This is a genomic window from Pseudomonas fulva NBRC 16637 = DSM 17717 (assembly GCF_000730565.1).
Lineage (GTDB): Bacteria > Pseudomonadota > Gammaproteobacteria > Pseudomonadales > Pseudomonadaceae > Aquipseudomonas > Aquipseudomonas fulva.
This window is the reverse complement of sequence record NZ_BBIQ01000001.1, coordinates 452,410-475,841: the sequence shown is the minus strand read 5'-3', so window position 1 is coordinate 475,841 and position 23,432 is coordinate 452,410. Positions and strand designations below refer to the sequence as shown.

Here is a 23,432-nt window from a genome sequence, read left to right as displayed (position 1 = left end):
CAAAAGAGCGAAATAGCTGAGCAGAGTGAGGCAAGCAATGACTGGATACGTTCAAGTCGGTGGCCTTCAGGTCGCCAAAGTCCTGTACGACTTCGTGAACAACGAAGCCATCCCCGGAACCGGCATCATCGCCGAGCAGTTCTGGGCAGGTGCTGAAAAGATCATCAACGACCTCGCTCCAAAGAACAAAGCCCTCCTCGCCAAGCGCGACGAGCTGCAAGCCCAGATCGACGCCTGGCACCAGGCCCGCAAAGGCCAGGCCCACGACGCCCCGGCCTACAAGGCTTTCCTTCAGGAAATCGGTTACCTGCTGCCACAAGCCGACGATTTCCAGGCCACTACGCAAAACGTGGACGAAGAAATCGCCCACATGGCCGGTCCGCAGTTGGTGGTACCGGTCATGAATGCACGCTTTGCCCTGAACGCCGCGAATGCCCGCTGGGGCTCGCTGTACGACGCGCTCTACGGCACCGACGCCATCAGCGAGGAAGGCGGCGCCGAAAAGGGGCAAGGCTACAACAAGGTACGTGGCGACAAAGTGATCGCCTTCGCCCGTGCCTTCCTCGACGAAGCGGCACCACTGGCTGCTGGTTCGCACGTCGACTCCACGGCCTATCGCATCGAGGCTGGCCAGTTGGTCGTCACCCTCAAAGGCGGCAGCAACACGGGCCTGCGTGACGACGCCCAACTGGTCGGGTTCCACGGCGACAGCAACGCCCCCACTGCCGTGTTGCTCAAGCACAATGGCCTGCACTTCGAAATCCAGATCGATGCCAGTACCCCGGTGGGCAGCACCGATGCCGCAGGCGTCAAGGACATCCTGATGGAATCGGCACTGACCACCATCATGGACTGCGAAGACTCCGTGGCGGCAGTCGACGCCGACGACAAAGTGATCGTGTATCGCAATTGGCTGGGGCTGATGAAAGGTGACCTGGCCGAAAGCGTCAGCAAGGGCGGCAAGACGTTCACCCGCACCATGAACCCCGATCGCGAGTACGCAGCGCCGAACGGGGGCAGCGTCACGCTGCATGGTCGCTCGCTGCTGTTCGTGCGCAACGTGGGTCACCTGATGACCAACCCGGCCATCCTCGACGCGCAGGGTAACGAAGTCCCGGAAGGTATCCAGGACGGTCTGTTCACCAACCTCATGGCGCTGCACAACCTCAACGGCACCACCAGTCGCCGCAATACCCGTACCGGCAGTGTGTACATCGTCAAGCCGAAGATGCATGGCCCGGAGGAAGTGGCGTTCGCCGCCGAGATATTCAGCCGGGTCGAAGACCTGCTGGGTATGCAGCGCAATACCGTCAAGGTCGGCATCATGGACGAAGAGCGCCGCACAACGGTCAACCTCAAGTCCTGCATCAAGGCCGCTGCCGAGCGCGTGGTGTTCATCAATACGGGCTTCCTCGATCGCACGGGCGACGAAATCCATACCTCCATGGAGGCAGGCCCGGTCGTGCGCAAAGGCGCCATGAAGAACGAGAAGTGGATCGGCGCCTATGAAAACAACAACGTCGATGTAGGCCTTGCCACCGGCCTGCAAGGGCGTGCGCAGATCGGCAAGGGCATGTGGGCCATGCCCGACCTGATGGCCGCCATGCTGGAGCAGAAGATCGCTCACCCGCTGGCCGGTGCCAATACCGCGTGGGTGCCTTCGCCGACGGCAGCCACCCTGCACGCCCTGCACTACCACAAGGTGGATGTGCAGGCGCGCCAGCGCGAGCTGGCTTCGCGCACACCGGCTTCGGTCGATGACATCCTGGCCATTCCGCTGGCGACCAACCCCAACTGGTCGGACGAGGAAATCCGCAACGAGCTGGACAACAATGCCCAGGGCATCCTGGGCTACGTGGTGCGCTGGATCGATCAGGGTGTGGGTTGCTCCAAAGTGCCCGACATCAACAACGTGGGGCTGATGGAAGACCGCGCCACCTTGCGCATTTCCGCCCAGTTGCTGGCCAACTGGCTGCGACATGGTGTAGTCAGCCAGGAGCAGGTGCTCGAAAGCCTCAAGCGCATGGCGGCAGTGGTCGACAAGCAGAACGCCAACGACCCGCTGTATCGCCCGATGGCGGGCAACTTCGACGACAACGTTGCCTTCCAGGCGGCAGTCGAGCTGGTGCTCGAAGGTGCCAAGCAGCCTAACGGCTACACCGAGCCTGTGCTGCATCGCCGTCGCCGTGAGTTCAAGGCACGCAACGGGATCTGAACGACCGGCGTATAGCGTGAGCTGCTTGCAGCGTTGATCGGCGGGGCCTTCGGGCCCCGCTTGCACATCAGGCCAGCTTCAATTCGCGCTTCACCAGTTCGAGCAGTTTCGCCAGGTCGACGGGCTTCAACAGAAAGTCCACAACCCCCAGGTGCATGACATCAACGGCCTCTTTCACATCGGTATCGCCTGATACCACGATGATCGAAAGCGCAGCCCGGTCCGCTTCCTGCATCTCGCGCACCTTGTGGATAAGGTACAGCCCATCCTCGGGCTGCATCCGCAGGTCGGTGATCATCAGCGCGATGCGAGGCTCCCAATGGAGCTTGAACAGCGCCTCCTGGGCGCCATCGGCCGTCATGCCGTCGATACCCTTGCTTTTGAGATACAACATCAAGGCTTCGCTGTTGACCGGATTATCGTCGACCACGAGCACTACCGGCCGGGCAGGCGGCGGCGCACTCACAGCAGCGAGTGCCGCACGCTCTGCGTCGCTCAAGATATCGGTGTGCTCGGACATGGTCGTCTCGTATCCATTCGCTCTACTGGTAAGACCGCAGATTCTCCGACACCCAATTTACCTTTCGTCGGATTATTGACGTGTTCGTGCCCTAGACTTACGTCCAATGGGCACCACGCCCTCTGCAGGCCGACCATGAATGCCGAAAACAACAAAGCCGACCCTATAGATAGATATATATAGTTCGGCGTAGCGATACGGTCAGGTCGATGAGCAAAAAAGACGCCTACCAGCAAGCGGGTAGAACGGCAGTGCTGCAAAACATCCAGGGCACCCTGCAATTCCTGCAGCGCTTTGCGCCCTTCAACCAGATGGAGCAGAGCCATCTGGCCTACTTGGTCGAGCAGTGCCAGCTGCGCTTCTACGCCAGCGGCGAAAGCATCATCAAGCCAAGCGACGGGCCGGTCGAGCACTTCTACATCGTCAAGCAGGGCCGCGTGGTTGGTGAGCGGCAGCACCTGGTCAAACCCGGCGTCGAAACCACGTTCGAGATTACCCACGGCGAGTGTTTTCCACTGGCAGCCTTGCTCGGCGAGCGAGCCACGCGTACGGAGCACCTGGCCGGTGACGACACTTTCTGCCTGCAACTGAACAAGGCGGCATTCATCCGCGTCTTTTCCCTTTCCGAGGTGTTCCGCGATTTCGCCTTGCGAGGGGTCAGCAGTCTTCTGGATCAGGTCAACCAACAGGTCCGTCAACAGGCGGTGCAAACCCTGGGCACCCAGTATTCCCTCAATACACCGCTAGGCGAACTGGCCATGCGTCACCCCGTGGCCTGCGCCCCCGAGACACCGCTGCGCGAAGCCGTGCGGCTGATGCATGAGCAGCAGGTTGGATCGATCGTGATCGTCGATGGGCAGCGCCAGCCGACGGGCATTTTCACCTTGCGCGATCTGCGCCAGGTGGTTGCCGCAGCCGATGCCGATCTGGGTGCACCCATTGCACGGCACATGACCGCCGCACCGTTCTACCTGAGCCCCCAGGCGAGTGCCTTCGATGCGGCCATGGCGATGACCGAGCGGCATATCGCGCACGTGTGCCTGGTGGAGAGCGGGCGGTTGTGTGGGGTGGTGTCCGAGCGCGATCTGTTTTCCCTGCAGCGGGTGGACCTTGTGCACCTGGCGCGTACCATTCGTCATGCGCCGCGCCTGGACACGCTTGTTTCCCTGCGAGGCGAAATCAGTCAGTTGGTCGAGCGCATGCTCGCCCACGGTGCCTCCTCTACGCAGATCACCCAGATCATCACCTTGCTCAACGACCACACGGTATGCCGGGTCATCGAACTGGCGCTGGCAGAACGTGGCGATCCGGGGGTGCCGTTCAGTTGGCTCTGTTTTGGCAGTGAAGGGCGGCGCGAGCAGACCCTGCACACCGACCAGGATAACGGTATCCTCTTCGACGCAGCCGATGACACCGAAGCGCAGGCCATCCGGGCGCGGCTGCTACCGTTGGCGCAGTACATCAACCAATGCCTGGCGCAGTGCGGTTTTACCCTGTGCAAGGGCAATGTCATGGCCGGCAACCCTGCGCTGTGCCTGTCGCACAGCGAGTGGTCACGGCGCTTTGCCGGCTTCGTGCGTGACGCAAGCCCGGAGAACCTCCTGGGCTCGAGCATCTACTTCGACCTGCGAGTAGTCTGGGGCGACGAACACACGTGCGAGGCGTTGCGCAGCACATTGCTGACGCAGATAGCCGACAACCGTATCTTCCAACGCATGCTGGCTGACAACGCCCTGCGCCAACGCCCGCCTGTGGGGCGTCTGCGCGACTTCGTGCTGACACGCCAGGGCACTGACAAGGCTGGCACCCTGGACCTCAAGGTTCAGGGCCTGACGCCCTTCGTCGATGGCGCACGTGTGCTGGCGCTGGCCCATGGGATCGGTGCTTGCAATACCCTGGAGCGCATCCGCCAACTGGTGGTCAAGGGTGTGATCGATCCCCTGGACGGCGCCGCCTACGAAGAGGCGTACCATTTCATCCAGCAGACCCGCATGCAGCAACATCAACGCCAGGCACGCGACAACCTGGCCTACTCCAACCGCCTGGACCCAGACAGCCTCAACCACTTGGACCGGCGCATCCTGCGCGAGTCGTTGCGCCAGGCTCAGCGGTTGCAAAGCAGCCTGGCCATGAGGTACCAGCTGTGAGCTTCTTCGCATGGCTGCGCCCCCAAGCTCCGCAACTGGCGCTTTCGCAGCGCGAACGCCTGGCGGCCTTGCCCCTACCCACCGCGCTTGGCACCTGCACCCTGCGCGAGCAGCGCTGGGTGGTACTTGACCTGGAAACCAGTGGCCTGAACACCAACCGCGATCAAGTCCTGTCCATAGGCGCAGTGGCCATCGAGGACGGGGCAGTGGACTTCTCGCAGCAGTTCGAGCGGACCCTGTACCGACCTGAGCAGAAGACCAACCCCAGCGTCCTGATACACGGCCTGGGCCCAAGCGCCCTGGCAGCGGGCTGCGACCCAGGGCACGCATTGCTTGACCTGCTCGAGTTCATTGGCACCAGCCCGGTGCTGGCTTTCCATGCGCCGTTCGATGAGCGCATGCTGGCACGGGCCCTCCGACAGAGCCTGGGTCATCGTCTGCAAATACCCTTCCTCGATGTGGCCGAGCTGGCACCCATGCTCAATCCCGACACGGTGTTGCGAGAAGCCGGTCTCGATGACTGGGTAGCGCGTTTCGAGCTGCAGGTACAAGCGCGTCATCACGCCAGCGCCGACGCACAGGTAACCGCAGAGCTGGCGTTGATTCTGTTGAGCCAGGCGCGCCGCCAGCACATCCAGAGCCCGGCGCAACTTGAGCAATGCCTGCAGAACTGGCGACGTCGGATGGCCCAGCGCCACGGCCTATAGGCAACGGGTCAGGCACCCGGCCCTTACTACGTGATGGCGGTAGCGGGCTAGCACGCATGCCCCTGCCATATCGCCCAGGCTCGCGATCTCTCTAAAGGAGTTCGCACCATGCCATCCGTCTCACCCTTGCAACATTTCGAGTCATTCGACGCTGAAATCACTGCCCTACTGGCTCCCCTGCCCTTACCAGACCTGCAGCTTTCACCGCTGGCGGGCCGGCAACAATTCTTCGGCGCGCTGGCAGACTACTGGAACCTGCCGGACGAAGCAGGCAGCAACCGCCGTGCTCGGCTCATTGCGCTTCGGCGACAACAGCTTCAGGCCGAAATGGACCTGCGCATCGCTGACGCAACACTGGAGCCTCCGGCAGCATCGCTATTACAGATGTGCCTTGACCAACCCATGTCCTGGACTCGCCAGGGCATCGAAGCGTCCAAGCGCCCACAGCTCTATCGGCTGCTGCTCGATTGCTCAAGACCCAACTGGCGGGCCTACTTGCCCGGCGCCATACTGCTTGTACAAGGCAGTATCGAGGGACAGATGATGACGGGCGATGCGGCCGGCGGCCCAGCCTTGTTATGCAGCCTCTCCCACGGCATCGAAGCGTTCGCCGATGTCCAGAGCCTGCACCTTGAGCTGTGCGAGCGGCTGGATGATCCCCTGCAAAGTCAGCCGATGCTCAAGCTACTGGCGCCTGGTGATGCCGACCGCGCCCATAACGCACAACGACTGCGTTACGACTGGCTGCCCGACGATCTAGTGGAAGTCCAGATTCAGGCCTTGATCGATGCCCAGCGAGCGCGATTGAACGCGGTATGGGGCAGCCAACCCGTGGATCAAACTGGGTTCGCCGAACGCCTGGCAACGGCCGCAGACCTGCTGCCTTGGGTGACCAGCAAGGCAGCGCTGCCGACGCGTTATGGCCTGCTGCTTGAAAAGCACGCTCCTGCCTGGCTCAAGAAGACCTCTACCCAAGGGCTCACGCATATCATGCAGACGATGCAGGAGCTGATCGTGGCCATCGATCAGGCCGCAGCGTCGGGCATTCCTACGCTTGAGCAGTTCACCGAACGCAACAGCCTGCTGCAGTGGACCCGCGCCCGCCTCAGCGAGCGATTGAGACTGGACCACCAACTCGATCTGGCACCCGAACAGATCTTCATCAGCGTCACCATTGCCCGTCAGACCGGCCCGGTGATGCCTCCAGCTCAGCCCAGCAGCTATATACCCATCGCTAGCCGGCCGCAGACAGGGGACACCGTGGAGTTGGTCAGGCAAACCTACAGTCTGGATCAGTTGGCGTTGGTGAATGTGGGCTTGCTGGACCTGGACTACTGGCTGACCGCTCGAGTCCACCATAAGGACGAGACAAACATTCAAGGCTTGTCCCCTGCGCAGGCTCGGCAGATGGTCCGTGAGCTCAATGTCGGCGACAGCTATTCACGCTTTCTACGCAGCCACCTGATCGATCTGGAGCAAGGCCAGTGGCGACGGGATGCACATGCGCGAATCAACTGTGCTCGCATGCGGGCTGAAGCCGCCAAAGCCCGCTATGCCGGCCACTTCATGCCCGACCCGCTTGAGCAGGGCTATCGCTGGAGCAGGACCGTGCTCAACTACCCCGACAGCGACTGGCGCCCCCTGGTGCAAGAGAACCGCCTGAGTGTACGGCAGTTGCTGATTGCCGGGCACACCGTACAGGGGGTACTGCTGATCACGCCTGAAACACCGCAAATGCAGCGCTTTCTGGTGTATGCGCCAGATGCACCGGATCGCAGGCCTTGGCGCGAATACGCCAATGCGCGTGCGCTGATCCGATCGCTCCGCGCCAACCCGGATCTACGCACCTACGTGATGGACCGCATACCCTTGGCCCGGCGCAAAACCATCGAGCGCTTGCTGACCAAGGGCGGGCTCGCTCAGCGTCTGAGTCGCCCGGTCATCTCCGGCAATTTTTTGCACGCCTGTTATCTGGCAGAGGTCCGCGCGCTCATGTCGACGGTCGATGCCAGCACTAACACCAAACTGGAGCTGCTGGGCGAGGCCAGCCTGCATGCGTTGTGGATAATACTCGACTTGCTCAGCTTCGTGATTCCGGTACGTGGCCTGGCGCCGTTGGCATTCGCCCGCGCGGTGCTGAGCGTGCTGGACAGCCTTGAAGCGCTGGAAAAGAAAGATCGGGTAGGCGTGCTCAAGCATATGGTGGAGGCTTTTACCCACATGAGCGACGGGGTCAACAGCATCGGCGGCACGACAGTGATCAGGCGCGCCATTCGCGCCATGCCTCCCAACCCACCCTTGATGCTACCGCCTACCTTCCAGGTACGTCCGGACACCGCCAAGTTGCGTTACCGAATCGACGGCATCCATAGCGAAGGCGTGTATGAAAAGCCATCCGAACGTGCGGGACTGGCCCTCTACTACATCCAGGACAAGCAAGGCCGGTACTATCAGGTGGCGTTCGACGGTTATCGCTGGCGTGCCATAGACCCCAGGAAAACCGATGCCTACAGCAAGGTGGCGGTCAGACGGAACGCTGAAGGTGAATGGATCGTCGACTCACCCGTGCTGTGGCACGACGGCCTGCCAGACCTCAACGCATTGCTGGAGCTCTGTCAGCTTCCCGCGCCCCCAGACGGGATCCCACTGGAAGGGGCGAAGGAACTGTACGAAAGCGACGGCCAACCTTACTTGCTCGCCGGTGGCCATGCCTTGCCCGTGCGTGCCCACCTGCTGGCGGATCACTACCATCTGCTGATACCCGGACAGCCCGCTGCGACCACCACCGCATGGGCAATCCTGCGCTGGCACGACGGCCAATGGCGTATACGCGTGCGCCAACCGGGGCGAAGCAGCGACTGGCTGGCACTGCCTGCCGCTTATGCCGTCACTGTAGGCAGCACCTGATCCAGCCGTTGGTACAAGGCACTCTCAGCCGGCCAGTTGCGAAGTAGCCTCGCCCGGTCCCGAGCGAAAGCCGGCGCGAAGCTGCCCTGGCTACCGTGCTGGCACATGGCGTCCAGGTCGATCAGCGACCACCGGCCCCGCTCCCAGAACAGGTTGTGCCCCTTGAAGTCACCGTGGCTGATGCGCTCGCGGATCAGCTGTTGCATGAGCTGCACCAAGGCCTCCACCTGTTCGGCCGGCGCATCGCCCTGCTCGACGAAGGGGGCAAAGCATTCGATGAGGTCGGGGCCGTCGATGTAGTCGGTCACCAGGTAGGCGCGCGTGCGCAAACCCAGTACTCGCTGCTCCAGCACCGCCAGCGGGCGCGGGGTCGCGATGTCGAGAAACGACAGGCGATGCCCTTCGATCCACGAGTGCCAGGCCCTGCTCGGTCGCCAGAAGCGCTTGAGCCAGTGGAGGGTGTTCTTGATGTTGTAGCGTTTGATGACCCGCTTGCGGCCATCCACCTCGACCCGTGCCACGCTGGCTGCGCCGCCAGTCTTGTACAGGTGCCCACGGTCGATCAGCTCATCCGCCTGCTCAAGCACCGGCAACAGGGCCTGGGCCTCGCTACGGACCACAGCCCGCAGGCTCGTCAGGCTGCGCTCCACACTGAACAGGCTGCAATCGCGGCCGGCCTTGTTCAGGAAGTCGCGTTGGCGCCAGACGCGGATCTTGTCTATGTGCTTCTGCAACGCCTCCATCGGCAATGCATGCTCGGCATTGGCCAACAGGTAATGCACCAGCAGCTCCTCGGTGTACGGTTCCAGGCGCTTGGGTAGCTGCGCGAAGAACACACCAAGGTTTTCCAGCACGCGAGGGCGAGAAAGCTGCTGGCCTGGCGTTTCAGCCTTGATACCGGCCCCATCGATCAGGTACAGCTTGCCTGCATGACGCAGCAGGTTGTCCAAGTGCAGGTCCTCCTGCCACAGCCCCTGCTTGTGCATCTGCGCCACAGCCGCCAGGGCCTCGCCCAGCACCTGCTGCTGCTCGTCGGCGAGCACAGGCAGGTGCTCGACCGCCGCCCAGGCATCGGCCAGGCTTTGCGCGCCATCGAGGTACTCGAACAACAGCCAGCCGCCCTCACCCTCCACCAGGCCATCGGCGAGCAGCACCGGCGTAGTCAGCCCCTGCGCGGCGAGCAGCTTCACGCCTTGCAGCTCACGCTGGAACTGGCGCGCGGCATTGCTGCCCACCAGCAATTTGGCCAGTACCGGCCTGCCACGCCATACCCCGGCCCCCACATAACGCTGGCCCGGCAGCACGCGCAGTAGACTGAGCAACTGCAGCTCGGCGCTACCGGCGGCATCGGCGAGGTTGATGGCAAGCGGCAGCGATGGGCTGCGTCCTGTGTCCTTCAGCTCGGAAAGCTGCATCAGCGAGCCTCCTTGTGATGACGGCGTTGTACCAGGCGGTTGACCCAGGTTTGGACCAGCGTGCTGTCGATGGGTTGTGCGAGGTAGGCTGCCAGCAATGTGCGTATCTCGCCGTCGCTCCATACCGGTGCCCGGCGCAGCAAGGGCTCGAGGTCCTTGAGGCGGTCGCGCATGCCGAAGAGCAAGGGCCGGGTCTTCTCCAGGTCGATCAACTGCGCCTCCCAGCCTTCTTTGCGCTTACGCAGGAAGATGTGCTTGGGGTAGAAGCAACCATGCACCTGCCCAGCACCGTGCAGCGTGCGCGCCAACTGGCCGCAGGCCTGGAGCATGCCATCGCGTACCGATGCATCGAGTTCGGACCATTGCAGCAACTGGCTGTCGAGGTCGCGCCAGTCGTCCAGCGCGCGGGTCATCAACAGGGCCCGGTGCTTGCCACCTTGCTTGCGCTCACCGTAGAACACTGCCTCCAATGCAGGAATGTGCAGCTTCTGATAGCGAACGATATTGCGAAATTCGCGAGCGAAGGTCGGCTCGCCAAAGGGCTTGTGCAGGCTACGGGTAAGGTAGTCGCTCTGGCGCTTGAGGTAATACCCTTTGCCCTCGAGTTCCAGGCGGTACACGCTGCTCCATCCGCCGCGGCCGGTATTGGGCTCGTCCACCGCGTCGAGTTCGAGCGCCCACAGCGCCTCGAAGTCGTCCAGGCCATGGCGCTGGAGCAACGCACGGTCTGCGCTGGCCATATAGTCGGTCATTCCCTTCCCTCGAAAAAGCCCAGTACCTGACGAATGCGCTTCTTGTCACGGGCATTGAGCCGGTCGCGGCCTCGGTACTGCAAGTAAAAGCGCAGGCGCTGGGTTGCCGAAAGGTGGTACTTGGCGACCTTGTCCAGGCAGGCCAGGTCCTTGATCAGGCGATGGCGCCACATGAACCCACGCCAGAAGTCACCCGTGGGGCAATCGATGAAGAACAGCGTCCCTTGGTCATCGACCAGCAGGTTGCGCCACTTCAAATCGTTATGGGCGAAGCGATGCTCGTGCATGACCCGGGTGTGGCGTGCCAGCTGGCGGCTGATGTGGTCCACCCAGGCGCGATCGGCCAGGCGGGCATCGTTGCGGTCGGCCAGTGCCGAGAGGTCCTCGGTGTTGGGCAACTCGCGGGTGATCATTGCGCCACGGCCGAACGCCAGGCCATTGCGTTCGAGCCCCCAGGCGACCACGTCGGCCGTGGGGATGCCCCACTTGGCGAACTGCTTGAGGTTCTGCCATTCAGCCTTGATACGTGGGCGACCCAGGTAGCGGCGCATGTGCTTGCCAGCACCGGTGTAGCGCTTGACGTAATAGTTGACGCCTTCACGCTCGACACGCACCACTTCGCTGAGCGGATCCCGGGTCAGGCGTTCGCCCTGAAGGGCGAATACCGCCTCGAGGCTGCCGAAATCATTCGCCAGGTGCGCGTAACCTGGCGCCAGTGTCCAACTGGCCATCAGAGTGCATCCCCATAGCGTTGTTTACGGTCGTAGAGTTTCTGCGCCTTGCGCTCAAGCCAGGCGAGCAGTGCAGCTTCGTCCTTCATGACCTGACGCAGCGGGCGCTGGAAGTAGCTGCGCAGAAAACGCAGTTTGTCGCGTTGGGTCAGGCCAATGTCCAGGGCTGAGAAATACAGGGCAGCCAGGTCCTTGTTGCGCCAGCGGCGGCTGATGGCTGGGCGGGTCTGGGCGCGGTGCAGGTCGATCACCGACAACTTGAAATCATCGGCCGTCACGGGCCGGTCGGTGTGCAGCAGGAAGTGACAGATGTAGCAGTCCCGGTGGTTGACGCCGGCACGGTGCATGCCACCGGTCATCTCGGCCACGCGCGTGATCAGGGCACGTTTGAGGCGTGGCGCAGGCGGCTGCCTGATCCAGTCGATGCTGAAGTCTTCCAGGCTGACGGTCGGCGCCAGTTCCTCGGTGATGATGAACGAATGCTGAGTGGCCGGGTTGCCGCCCCGCTCACCGAAAGCCACGGCCGTCATGGTTGGCACGCCAACCTGGTGCAGGCGCTCGATGGCCTGCCACTCCTGGCCGGCGCCCAACACCGGCAACTTGGCCGTGAGCAGGTTCTTGAAGATCTCGCCCCAGCCAATGCCGCGGTGGATCTTCACGAAAAAGCCTTCGCCGGCGACCTCCGTACGCAGGGTGCGGCGCCCCTCGAGCTCCCGATAGACTTCGCCCTGCAGCGCTTCTACCGCCTCGAAGGCATCGCGCCCAGCCCAAAGCCGCTTGAAGGGCTCTGCCACGATCAATTTCATGCCCCCTCCTGCCCTAGGATTACATCGGCGGCATGCTGCGGCATGCTGTAAAGGTCGGCCGTGTCGGCAAATGCCAGGCCGTTGCGCGACCAATCGGCCCGCGCCGCGGGGTCATCGAGCATACGCTGCAGGTAGCGGTTAAGCTGCTCCTGCTCGAACGGCTCGTCCAGCACCAAACCGCAGTCGGCCTCGGCGATGTAGTGGGCATAGCCGCACACGTGCGAAACCAGCACCGGCAGGCCGGCGACCAGGGCTTCAAGCAGCACGGTGCCTGTGTTCTCGTTGTAAGCCGGGTGGATCAGCAGGTCGGCGCCCAGCAGGAAGCGTGGGATATCGCTGCGCCCCTTGAGAAACTGCACCTGGTCGCCCAGGCCCAGCGTCGCGCTCTGCAACTGGAAGACCTTGGGGTCGTCCTGGCCGATCACCAGCAACCGGGTGCGCTTGCGCAAGGGCGCGGGCAATGCCGCCAACGCTTTGAGGCTGCGGTCCACGCCCTTGGTCTTGAAACCGGAACCGATCTGCACGATCAGCAACGCATCCTCGGCCAGGTCGAACTCCTTGCGCAGGTCGGCGCGAATTTCAGCAGCGTTGGGCGGCGCCCGACGATCCTGGGAAATGCCCGGTGGCAGCAGGTGAAAACGCTCGACCGGCGTGCCGTAGTGCTTGATGAACAGCGGCTGCTGCACCTCGGAAATCATCAGGATCTGGGTGCCGGCATCCTTGGCGAACACCGCCCGCTCGTATTCGGCGAAATGCCGATAGCGGCCCCAGCGGCGGTACAGGTCGCTGCGCAGGTTCTGCGCCTTGTCCTCAAAGCAGCCGTCGGCGGCGTAGTACACATCCAGCCCTGGCATCTTGTTGAAACCGATGAGCCGGTCTACCGGGCGCTTGGCCAGGTCGGCCTGCATCCAGGCGGTGAGTTTCTCGTTGCGCCGGTGATTGAAGATCGCCTTGACCGGCGCCACCAGCACTTCGAAGCCCGGCGGAATGTCGCCCTCCCAGATCAGTGTGTAGACCCGGATCTGGTGGCCGCGCTGCTGGCACTCCAGGGCTATGCGCATGAAGTCGCGCTGCAGACCGCCAAAGGGGAAGTATTTGTAAAGTACGAAAGCCAGTTGCATCAACGGACATCCTCAGCCAGCAGCAGCGCGCTCAGGCGGCTCGCTACATGCTCGGGATTCAGGCGAGTGAAACACAATGGCCACTCGCGGTTCAGATCGTACCGGCGCAGGTCTTCGGCGCTCGGTTTGTAGGTGCACTTCTTCTGCAAGCAGGGTGCGCACGGCCAGTCACTGGCCTGGTGGATCTGGGTCCGTCCATAGGCGCCGGTCAGGCCCGGATTGGTAGGGCCGAACAGCGAAAGCGTCGGTACATCGAGGGCTGCCGCCAAATGGCCCAGGCCGGTATCGACGGCGACGCAGGCCTTTGCAGCGGCCAGCACACGTGCGACGCCGGCCAGGTTCAACTTGGGCAGTACCTGGCAATGGTTCAAGCCTTGGGCGATGCGCTCGGCCCGGGCCTTCTCGGCCGGGTTGCCCCAGGGCAGGCGCACTTCCAGCCTGCGCCGGCCCATGCGCTCGGCCAGCTCGCGCCAGTAGGCCTCGGGCCAGTGCTTGGTGGTCCAGGTGGTCCCGTGCAGGAAAACCACATAGGGCGCTGCCGGCGGCAACTGCAAGCGCTCAAGGTCCAGGCCGTAACGGCCAATGCCCTCGGGCAGGTCATAGGCCAGCGCCATGGCGAACAGCTGGCGCACGCGCTCGACGGCATGCTGGCCGACCGCAACCGACAGGCGTCGGTCGTAGAAGCGGCTGGCCCAGCCCTCACGGGCCGAATACCGGTCCAGGCCTGCGACCGGCGCCTTCACGTAGCGGGTCAGCCACGCCGACTTGACCAGGCCCTGGGCATCGATCACCAAGTCGTACTGGCGTTCGCGCAGGCGCTGCTTGAAGGCCTTCCACTCGCCGCTGCGAACGGTCTGCCAGAGGTGTTTGCGCCAGCGACGGATGGCCACCGGAATGACCTGATCGACCGCCGGATGCCAGCTGGGTATCTCGGCAAAGCCTTCCTCGACGACCCAGTCGAACCGGATGCCGGGTATGGCATGGGCTGCATCGGTGAGCGCTGGCAGCGTGTGGATCACATCGCCCAGCGAGGACGTCTTGATGATCAGTACCCGCACTTAGTCGACCTCGGTCAGCACGTCGATGATGTTCGCACCGCCCAGACGGGTCAGCGCGGCGATGACCTGACCGGGTTCGAGCAGACGCAGGCAGTTGTAGTGACCGAAGCGGCAGGTGCGATCGAAACAAGGGCTGCATTCGATGCCCAGGCGCACCACCTCGACCTGGCTGGCCAGCGGCGGCGTGAAGCCAGGCGATGTCGAGCCGTATACGGCGACCAGCGGGCGATTGAGCGCCGCCGCCACATGCATCAACCCGGAATCGTTGGAGACCACGGCGCCTGCGCAGGACATCAGGTCGATCGCCTCGGCCAGGGAGGTTTCACCGGCCAGGTTCACGGACTCTTCGCGCAGGCCAGGGATCAGCCGTTCGCGGATCTGCTCACCCACTGGGTGATCACTTTTCGAGCCGAACAGCCAGACCTGCCACCCCTGGCGGATCATGGCATCGGCCACGGCGGCGTAGTGCTCGGCCGGCCAGCGCTTGGCTTCGCCGAATTCAGCGCCTGGGCACAGCGCCAGCACCGGACGGTCCAGCTCCAGGCCGAACTTGGCCAGGGCCGCCTCACGGCTGTGTGGCTCGATCTGCAGGCTGGGCTGGGGGTAGGGCTTTGGCAGCTCGGCGCCCGGGGCATAGGCCAGGGCCATGAAGCGCTCGATCATCAGCGGGTAACGCGCTTTGTCCAGCTTGCGGACATCGTTGAGCAAACCGAAACGCATTTCGCCACGCCAGCCGGTGCGCTTGGGGATACCGGCAAAGAACGGCACCAGCGCCGATTTCAGCGAATTGGGCAACAAGATGGCCTGGTCGTACTGACCACTGAGCGACTTGCCGAGGCGCCGCCGCGTGGCCAGCTCCAGCGCACCGTGGCCGAGCGGGAAGCTCAAGGCCTGGCGCACCTCGGGCATGCGCTCGAGGATTGGCCGGCTCCATTCGGGGGCCAGCACATCGATCACGCAGTCGGGGTGCTGCTGTTTCAGGCACTGGAACAAGGTCTGCGCCATCACCATGTCGCCGACCCAGCTGGGGCCAATGATCAGTATTCTCATGCTAGGTCCAGAAACGCTCGGGGAGGCGACAGGCTGCGATTCAGCCTGGCCTCCCCTCTTTATATTCAGGCTATGTGGCCGACAGTGTAACACCGGGGCTGCTTCACGCCCCAATCGCGGCGGATCGTCACCCAGACGAGCCGCCGCCACAGGGTTCAGCTCAGGCCGAGCTCGCTCCAGATACGCCGCACCTGGCGGCGCTCATCGACAAACTGCGCTGCATCGATCACCCCGGCCTGCTTCTGCAGCGCCTGGCGGTGAGAGGCAGCGCGAAACGCCTTGTATACCTCGCGCAGCAGCACCGCGTCGGCAGCAGGCATCAACCCCACTTGCTCCAGCTCTTCCAGAATGCGGATGTTATCGGTCCATCGAACCAGGGCCGTATGGTCATGGGACCAGGCCAAAGCGGCGTATTGCACCATAAATTCGATATCGACGATACCGCCCGCATCCTGCTTGATGTCAAAGGGCATACCCGGGTCGAAGGCGTTGGGTGCGGTGCCGGCCACAGTGGCCTTCGTGCCCAGGCTGGCGCGCATCTTGACGCGCATTTCACTCACTTCGATACGCAGCTTCTCAAGGTCGCGCGGTTGCCCCAGCACGTGCGCCCGCACCTTCTCGAACGCCTGGCCAACCCGCGGGCAACCCACCAGCACGCGCGCGCGGACCAGTGCCTGGTGCTCCCAGGTCCAGGCCTCGCTTTGCTGGTAGCGCTCGAATGCGCCCAGCGAGCTGACCAACAAGCCCGCGGCACCCGAGGGCCGCAGACGCATGTCCACGTCATACAACTGGCCCGAGTTGGTCTGGGTGGTCAGCAGGTGAATGATGCGTTGCCCCAGCCGCGTGAAGAACTGCGCACTGTCGATGGGCTTGGCACCGTCGGTTTCGGCCTGAGGGTCGCCATCGTGGATGAACACCAGGTCCAGGTCCGACCCATGGCCCGTTTCAAGGCCACCGACCTTGCCATAGCCGATGATGACGAATCCCGGGTCGCAGGGGATGCCGTCACTGCCCATGGGTTGACCGTGGCGGGCAACGGTCTGACGCCAGGCCAAGGCAAGCACTTGGTCGAGGATGGCCTCGGCCAGCCACGTCAGGTAGTCGCTGACTTTCATCAACGGCAGGTTGCCACTGATTTCCGAGGCCGCCACGCGCAAGCTGTGCGCCAGCTTGAAGTGACGCAACGCCTCCATTTGCTGCTCCAGATCATCCTCTGGAATGCGCGTGAGGCGCTCGCGCAATTCGCTGGCCAACTCCGGTGCCAGTGGCGGGCTGAACAGGCGGCCTTCATTGAGCAACTCATCGAGCAACAAGGGGTAGCGTGCGATCTGCTCGGCAATCCATGGGCTGGCGGCGCACAGGGTCAGCAGACGGCGCAGGGCACCGGGGTTCTCGGTGAGCAGGACCAGGTAGGCAGAGCGCCGGGCCACGGCTTCGACCAGCGGCAGTACCCGCTCGAGCACCAGGTCGGGGTTCTCGTGCTCGACCGCCTGGGCCAGCAATCGCGGGATGAAGGCATCCAGCCGCTCGCGCCCAAGGCGCTGCATCGAACGCAACTGCGGGCTGGCGCGCAGGGCCGCCAGGCGCCGCAAGGCCTCGCCTGGCAGCGTGAAGCCGGCCTCCTCCAGCTGACGGCCAGCAGCCTCTTCATCCTGGGCCTGCTCCCACAACGGCGACCATTCACCGCCGACCACCAACTCGCCTTCGCTTTCCTCCTCATCGGGATCGGCGATGACCTGCCGGAAGTGCCAGTCGATGCGCTCACGCCACTGACCAAGTTGAGCCTCGAAGGCTTGCCAGTCGGCGTAGCCCAGCATGTAGGCGACTCGGGCCTGATCGGTTTCGTTTTCCGGCAACATTTGCGTCTGGCGGTCGGCGATAGCCTGGATGGCGTGCTCGGTGTAGCGCAGGAATGCATAACCCTCTCGCAGCTCGGTGACCACGGCAGGGGGCAGGTAGCCTTGGCCTTCCAGGGTAGCCAGCACCTTGAGCAAGGGCCGCTGCTGCAAGCTGAGGTCGCGGCCGCCGTGAATCAGCTGGAAGGCCTGGGCGATGAACTCCACTTCGCGAATGCCGCCTGCGCCCAGCTTGATGTTGTCCGCCATGCCCTTGCGCCGCACTTCCTGCTGGATCAGCTGCTTCATGGTGCGCAGGGCCTCGATGGCCGAGAAGTCCAGGTACCGTCGGTAGACGAACGGGCGCAACATTTCCTGCAGCTGGGCGCCGGCAGCCTGATCGCCTGCCACTACCCGGGCCTTGATCATGGCGTAGCGTTCCCAGTCGCGGCCTTGGTCCTGGTAATACTGCTCCAGCGCGTTGAAGCTGAGCACCAGCGCACCGGACGACCCGTACGGGCGCAGGCGCATGTCGACGCGAAACACGAAGCCATCGACCGTGACCGGGTCCAGGGCCTTGATCAGGCGCTGCCCCAGGCGGGTGAAGAACTCCTGATTATCCAGCGAGCGTTTCACGCCTTCGGTTTCGCCGCCTTCGGGGAATGCGAAGATCAAGTCGATGTCCGAGGAAAGGTTCAGCTCCCCCGCACCCAGCTTGCCCATGCCCAGCACCACCATGTGTTGTGGCTGGCCGCTGCGGTTGCCGATCGGCGTGCCGAATTGCTGGCAGTGGCGTGGATACAGCCACTGGTAGGCCTCATCGATGGCGGCGTCGGCCAAGTCGGAGAGGTCGCGGCAGGTCTCACCGAGATCGGCCTGGCGGGTGATGTCACGCCAGATGATGCGTACCTGCTGGCGGTTGCGTTCGCGACGCAGGTTACGGGCAAGCTCGTCCTCGCTTTGCGCCGCCTGGGCAACCTTGGCCACATGGCCGCGCAGCTCGCCCTGCCCGTAGCCCCGTTCCAGCTCGCCGCTGCCCATCAGGCCGAACAGCAGCCCCGGGTCACGTTGCACCTGGGCGAGCACGAAGTCACTGACCGCCGCTACCTGATCGAACTGCCGAGCATGCTGCTCGCTCCAACTGCCCAGGTCCAGTTCCGGGTGTGCGGCCACCGCCTCGTGCAGAAACTGTTGGTTGCGCAGGGTCAGTGGTTGAAGAACGGCAGGCAGCTGGCAAGGCAAAGGCAGGCGCATGGGCTATCCTTGATCGGCGTGAAATGGATGAGGAAAGGCGGCCAAGGGAAAGCCGGACCACGGTTGGACTGTCATACAAAAGTTGGAAATAGCTGAAAACTTCGAATTCGTGGCATGGAACATCAACAGTTACCCGTTCGTGGAACATTGCCAACCAACATGAACGTTTTTCCTCACAAGCCAGGATGCGACCAAACGTCGCACAAATGTAGTTTTACTACTGTGCCTGTCGTGCAAAAGCATGAAATGCGAAAGCAAATGTAGTAAAACTACACGGCGCCGGACGAAGATCCCGGTAATCCAAGAATTCACGACGTCTGCCCATAAGGCCAGTCGCAATCTCAGGCAATCGATTCTGGTTGCCTTTCCGCCCTGGAGCAAGCCATGCAAGACCTCGATCCAATCGAAACCCAGGAATGGCTGGATGCCCTGGAGTCGGTCCTCGACAAAGAAGGCGAAGACCGCGCTCATTACCTGATGACCCGTATGGGCGAGCTGGCCACCCGCAGTGGCTCCCAGCTGCCGTATGCGATCACCACGCCATACCGCAACACCATCCCTGTCACCCACGAAGCACGCATGCCTGGCGACCTGTTCATGGAACGCCGCATTCGCTCGATGGTGCGTTGGAACGCCCTGGCCATGGTCGTGCGCACCAACCTGAAAGACTCGGACTTGGGCGGACACATCTCCAGCTTCGCTTCCAGCGCCACCCTGTACGACATCGGTTTCAACTACTTCTTCCAGGCACCGACCGAAGAACACGGTGGCGACCTGGTCTTCTACCAGGGCCACGCCTCGCCGGGCGTCTACGCCCGCGCCTTCATGGAAGGCCGCATCAGCGAAGAGCAGATGAACAACTTCCGCCAGGAAGTCGATGGCAACGGTCTGTCCTCGTACCCACACCCTTGGCTGATGCCTGACTTCTGGCAGTTCCCGACCGTTTCGATGGGCCTGGGCCCGATCCAGGCCATCTACCAGGCACGCTTCATGAAGTACCTGGAAGCGCGCGGCTTCATCCCGGCAGGCAAGCAGAAAGTCTGGTGCTTCATGGGCGACGGCGAGTGCGACGAGCCAGAATCCCTGGGCGCGATCGCCCTGGCCGGCCGCGAGAAGCTGGACAACCTGATCTTCGTCATCAACTGCAACCTGCAGCGCCTCGACGGCCCGGTTCGCGGCAACGGCAAGATCATCCAGGAACTCGAAGGCGTGTTCCGCGGCGGTGGCTGGAACGTCAACAAAGTGGTCTGGGGTCGCTTCTGGGATCCGCTGCTGGCCAAGGACACCAACGGTGCCCTGCAACGCCGCATGGACGAAGTCATCGACGGCGAGTACCAGAACTACAAGGCCAAAGACGGCGCCTACGTGCGTGAGCACTTCTTCAACACCCCAGAGCTCAAGGCCATGGTCGAAGACCTGTCCGACGACGAGATCTGGAAGCTCAACCGCGGCGGCCACGACCCGTACAAGGTCTATGCAGCCTACCACCAGGCGGTCAACCACAAGGACCAGCCTACCGTCATCCTGGCCAAGACCATCAAGGGTTACGGTACCGGTGCCGGCGAAGCCAAGAACACCGCGCACAACACCAAGAAGGTCGATGTCGACAGCCTGCGTCACTTCCGTGACCGCTTCGATATCCCTGTCAAGGATGCGGACTTGGAGAACCTGCCGTTCTACAAGCCCGAAGAAGGTTCGGCCGAGGCCCGTTACCTGGCCGAGCGCCGTGCTGCCCTGGGCGGCTTCGTGCCTCAGCGCCGCGCCAAGAGCTTCAGCGTGCCGACCCCGCCTCTGGAAACCCTCAAGGCGATCCTGGACGGCTCGGGCGACCGTGAAATTTCCACCACCATGGCCTTCGTGCGCATCCTGGCGCAGTTGGTCAAGGACAAGGAAATCGGTCAGCGCATCGTGCCCATCATCCCTGACGAAGCCCGCACCTTCGGCATGGAAGGCATGTTCCGCCAGTTGGGCATCTACTCGTCGGTGGGTCAGCTCTACGAGCCGGTCGACAAGGACCAGGTGATGTTCTACCGCGAGGACAAGAAAGGCCAGATCCTCGAGGAAGGCATCAACGAAGCCGGCGCCATGTCGTCGTTCATCGCTGCCGGTACTTCGTACAGCTGCCACAACCAACCGATGCTGCCGTTCTACATCTTCTACTCGATGTTCGGCTTCCAGCGTATCGGCGACCTTGCCTGGGCCGCTGGCGACAGCCGCACCCGTGGCTTCCTGATCGGCGGCACCGCCGGCCGTACCACACTCAACGGCGAAGGCCTGCAGCACGAGGACGGTCACAGCCACATGATGGCCGGTACCATCCCGAACTGCCGCACCTATGATCCGACCTACGGCTACGAGCTGGCGGTGATCATCCAGGACGGCATGAAGAAGATGACCGAAGAGCAACAGGACATCTTCTACTACATCACCGTGATGAACGAGTCCTACCAGCAGCCCGCCATTCCGGCCGGTGCCGAGGAAGGCATCATCAAGGGCATGTACCTGCTCGAGGAAGACACCCGCGAAGCCGCACACCACGTGCAGCTGATGGGTTCGGGCACCATCCTGCGCGAAGTGCGCGAAGCGGCGAAGATTCTGCGTGAAGAGTTCAACGTCGGGGCCGACGTGTGGAGCGTCACCAGCTTCAACGAACTGCGTCGCGACGGCCTGGCCGTGGAACGTGCCAACCGTCTCAAGCCTGGCCAGAAGCCACAGCAGACCTACGTCGAGCAGTGCCTGAGCGGCCGCAAGGGGCCGGTCATCGCGTCCACCGACTACATGAAGCTGTTCGCCGAGCAGATCCGCCAATGGGTGCCGAGCAAAGAGTTCAAGGTCCTGGGTACCGACGGTTACGGTCGCAGCGACAGCCGCAAGAAGCTGCGTCACTTCTTCGAAGTAGACCGTCACTTCGTGGTACTGGCTGCCCTGGAAGCGCTGGCTGACCGTGGCGAGATCGAACCCAAGGTTGTGGCTGACGCCATCGTCAAGTTCGGCATCGACCCGGACAAGCGCAACCCATTGGACTGCTGAGGAGTATTTTTAAGTGAGCGAACTCATTCGCGTACCTGACATCGGCAGCGGTGAAGGTGAAATCATCGAGCTGTTCGTCAAGGTCGGTGATCGTATCGAGGCTGATCAAAGCCTGCTGACCCTGGAGTCCGACAAGGCCTCCATGGAGATTCCGGCGCCCAAGGCCGGTATCGTCAAGGAACTGAAGGTCAAGCTGGGCGATCGCCTGAAAGAAGGCGACGAGCTCCTGGTTCTGGAAGCCGAGGGAGCCGCTGATGCGGCCCCTGAGGCACCTGCCGCCGAGCAGAAGCCCGCACAGGCTGAAGCGGCCGCACCGGCGCCTGCTGCCCAAGCAGCGCCAGCGCCTGCTGCCGCCCCGGCTGCTGCCAGCGTGCAGGACATCCACGTGCCGGACATTGGCTCGTCGGGCAAGGCCAAGATCATCGAAGTGCTGGTCAAGGCAGGCGATACCGTCGAAGCCGATCAATCGCTGATCACCCTGGAGTCCGACAAGGCCTCCATGGAAATCCCGTCGCCTGCTGCTGGCGTGGTCAAGGAAGTCATTGCCAAGCTTGACGACGAAGTGGGCACAGGCGACCTGATCCTCAAGCTTGAAATCGCAGGCGCAGCGCCTGCCGCAGCGCAGGCTCCGGCCGCCGCTGCACCGGCCAAGGCCGAGGCCGCACCCGCCGCCGCTGCCCCTGCCGCCGCCCCTGCTGCTGCCCCGGCTGCCGCTACCCCTGCGCCAGCCGCAACCGCCCCGGCTGCCGGCAACAACGCCAAGGTGCACGCCGGCCCAGCCGTGCGTCAGCTGGCCCGTGAGTTTGGCGTAGAGCTCGGTGCCGTGGCAGCGACCGGCCCACATGGCCGCATCCTGAAAGAAGACGTGCAGGTTTACGTCAAGGCCATGATGCAGAAGGCCAAGGAAGCGCCGGCAGCTGCCGGTGCAACCGGCGGCGCTGGCATTCCGCCGATTCCGGTGGTCGATTTCAGCAAGTTCGGTGAAGTCGAAGAAGTGGCCATGACCCGCCTGATGCAGGTCGGTGCTGCCAACCTGCACCGCAGCTGGCTGAACGTGCCGCACGTCACCCAGTTCGATTCGGCTGACATCACCGAGCTCGAAGCCTTCCGCGTGGCCCAGAAAGCCGTCGCCGAAAAGGCCGGCGTCAAGCTGACCGTCCTGCCGCTGTTGCTCAAGGCCTGCGCCTTCCTGCTCAAGGAACTGCCAGACTTCAATAGCTCGCTGGCACCAAGCGGCAAAGCGGTCATCCGCAAGAAATACGTGCACATCGGCTTTGCCGTGGACACGCCCGACGGCCTGCTGGTACCGGTGATCAAGAACGTCGACCAGAAGAGCCTGCTGCAGCTGGCTGCCGAAGCGGCTGCACTGGCCGAGAAGGCGCGTACCAAGAAGCTGTCGGCGGACGAGATGCAGGGCGCCTGCTTCACCATCTCCAGCCTCGGCCATATTGGCGGCACCGGCTTCACGCCGATCGTCAACGCCCCTGAGGTGGCCATCCTGGGCGTCTCCAAGGCGACCATGCAGCCTGTCTGGGACGGCAAGGCCTTCCAGCCCAAGCTGATGCTGCCGCTGTCGCTGTCGTACGATCACCGTGTGATCAACGGCGCTGCCGCTGCGCGCTTCACCAAGCGTCTGGGCGATGTGCTGGGCGATATCCGCACCATGCTGCTGTAAGGCAGCGCACTGCCCCTCCCGGTGAGGGGCAGTCTCTTTTTCGAGCTGCCACGCTCGTACCTCAACCCCGTCGATTGACGGGGCTTTTTTTGCCTGGCGCAAAGTGGGCGCTGAGCGGGGACATGATGGCCCCGGTGCGCGTCGGCGTTGCCGATCATCGTTGCACAGCCGCTCTGAACAGCCGTCCTACAGATTCCGTACCCTCGGCC

Annotated in this window: 15 protein-coding genes; 6 read left to right on the top strand and 9 right to left on the bottom strand. The window is 63.1% G+C overall.

Translation table 11 applies throughout. The features are described 5' to 3' along the window. The first annotated feature begins 37 nt into the window (after positions 1-37). Complete coding sequence (locus PFU01S_RS02150; RefSeq protein ID WP_027913592.1) at positions 38-2,215, top strand: malate synthase G; 2,178 nt, start codon at positions 38-40, stop codon at positions 2,213-2,215. A gap of 67 nt (positions 2,216-2,282) precedes the next feature. Here PFU01S_RS02150 and PFU01S_RS02145 read toward each other — a convergent pair whose 3' ends face one another. Continuing rightward, the gene (locus tag PFU01S_RS02145) at positions 2,283-2,735 is read right to left on the bottom strand and encodes a response regulator (protein WP_027913591.1); all 453 of its coding nucleotides are present in this window, start codon (positions 2,733-2,735) and stop codon (positions 2,283-2,285) included. A gap of 209 nt (positions 2,736-2,944) precedes the next feature. On the opposite strand from PFU01S_RS02145, the gene PFU01S_RS02140 reads away from it, so the two are divergent. From PFU01S_RS02140 to PFU01S_RS02130, 3 genes are all read left to right on the top strand, one after another. Continuing rightward, on the top strand, positions 2,945-4,882 hold the full coding sequence (locus tag PFU01S_RS02140) for a DUF294 nucleotidyltransferase-like domain-containing protein (protein WP_027913590.1): 1,938 nt from the start codon (positions 2,945-2,947) through the stop codon (positions 4,880-4,882). Continuing rightward, complete coding sequence (locus tag PFU01S_RS02135) at positions 4,879-5,589, top strand: 3'-5' exonuclease (protein ID WP_027913589.1); 711 nt, start codon at positions 4,879-4,881, stop codon at positions 5,587-5,589. The genes PFU01S_RS02140 and PFU01S_RS02135 overlap by 4 nt, the downstream gene beginning before the upstream one ends. Before the next feature lie 108 nt (positions 5,590-5,697). Then, positions 5,698-8,496: a dermonecrotic toxin domain-containing protein gene (locus PFU01S_RS02130; protein WP_028686644.1), complete on the top strand. Its 2,799-nt coding sequence runs from the start codon at positions 5,698-5,700 to the stop codon at positions 8,494-8,496. Here the strand turns inward: PFU01S_RS02130 and PFU01S_RS02125 are convergent. The 8 genes from PFU01S_RS02125 to glnE form a co-directional block, all read right to left on the bottom strand. Further along, positions 8,469-9,911 (bottom strand): lipopolysaccharide kinase InaA family protein, encoded by a 1,443-nt coding sequence (locus tag PFU01S_RS02125; RefSeq protein ID WP_028686645.1) that lies wholly within the window; start codon positions 9,909-9,911, stop codon positions 8,469-8,471. The two genes, PFU01S_RS02130 and PFU01S_RS02125, sit on opposite strands and share 28 nt — an antisense overlap. After that, positions 9,911-10,663 (bottom strand): lipopolysaccharide kinase InaA family protein, encoded by a 753-nt coding sequence (locus PFU01S_RS02120; protein WP_027913586.1) that lies wholly within the window; start codon positions 10,661-10,663, stop codon positions 9,911-9,913. The genes PFU01S_RS02125 and PFU01S_RS02120 overlap by 1 nt, the downstream gene beginning before the upstream one ends. After that, positions 10,660-11,394, bottom strand: a complete 735-nt coding sequence (locus PFU01S_RS02115; RefSeq protein WP_027913585.1) for a lipopolysaccharide kinase InaA family protein — start codon at positions 11,392-11,394, stop codon at positions 10,660-10,662. Before PFU01S_RS02115 ends, PFU01S_RS02120 begins: the two co-directional genes overlap by 4 nt. Then, on the bottom strand, positions 11,394-12,200 hold the full coding sequence (gene rfaP, locus PFU01S_RS02110; RefSeq protein ID WP_027913584.1) for a lipopolysaccharide core heptose(I) kinase RfaP: 807 nt from the start codon (positions 12,198-12,200) through the stop codon (positions 11,394-11,396). The genes PFU01S_RS02115 and rfaP overlap by 1 nt, the downstream gene beginning before the upstream one ends. Then, positions 12,197-13,321 carry a glycosyltransferase family 4 protein gene (locus PFU01S_RS02105; RefSeq protein ID WP_028686646.1) on the bottom strand — a complete coding sequence of 375 codons (1,125 nt, stop codon included), beginning with the start codon at positions 13,319-13,321 and terminating at the stop codon, positions 12,197-12,199. Before PFU01S_RS02105 ends, rfaP begins: the two co-directional genes overlap by 4 nt. Next, a complete protein-coding gene (gene waaC / locus PFU01S_RS02100; protein WP_028686647.1) occupies positions 13,321-14,379 on the bottom strand; it encodes a lipopolysaccharide heptosyltransferase I in 1,059 nt (352 codons plus the stop codon). The genes PFU01S_RS02105 and waaC overlap by 1 nt, the downstream gene beginning before the upstream one ends. Further along, positions 14,380-15,429 carry a lipopolysaccharide heptosyltransferase II gene (gene waaF / locus PFU01S_RS02095; RefSeq protein ID WP_028686648.1) on the bottom strand — a complete coding sequence of 350 codons (1,050 nt, stop codon included), beginning with the start codon at positions 15,427-15,429 and terminating at the stop codon, positions 14,380-14,382. A gap of 155 nt (positions 15,430-15,584) precedes the next feature. Then, entirely contained in the window at positions 15,585-18,518 is a 2,934-nt protein-coding gene (gene glnE, locus PFU01S_RS02090) for a bifunctional [glutamate--ammonia ligase]-adenylyl-L-tyrosine phosphorylase/[glutamate--ammonia-ligase] adenylyltransferase (protein WP_028686649.1), read from the bottom strand. A 384-nt stretch (positions 18,519-18,902) separates the two neighbouring features. Here glnE and aceE point away from each other — a divergent pair, with 384 nt between their 5' ends. Both aceE and aceF read left to right on the top strand, forming a co-directional pair. Further along, on the top strand, positions 18,903-21,548 hold the full coding sequence (gene aceE / locus PFU01S_RS02085) for a pyruvate dehydrogenase (acetyl-transferring), homodimeric type (protein WP_027913579.1): 2,646 nt from the start codon (positions 18,903-18,905) through the stop codon (positions 21,546-21,548). A gap of 13 nt (positions 21,549-21,561) precedes the next feature. After that, positions 21,562-23,223, top strand: a complete 1,662-nt coding sequence (gene aceF / locus PFU01S_RS02080; protein WP_028686650.1) for a dihydrolipoyllysine-residue acetyltransferase — start codon at positions 21,562-21,564, stop codon at positions 23,221-23,223. Positions 23,224-23,432 lie beyond the last annotated feature (209 nt).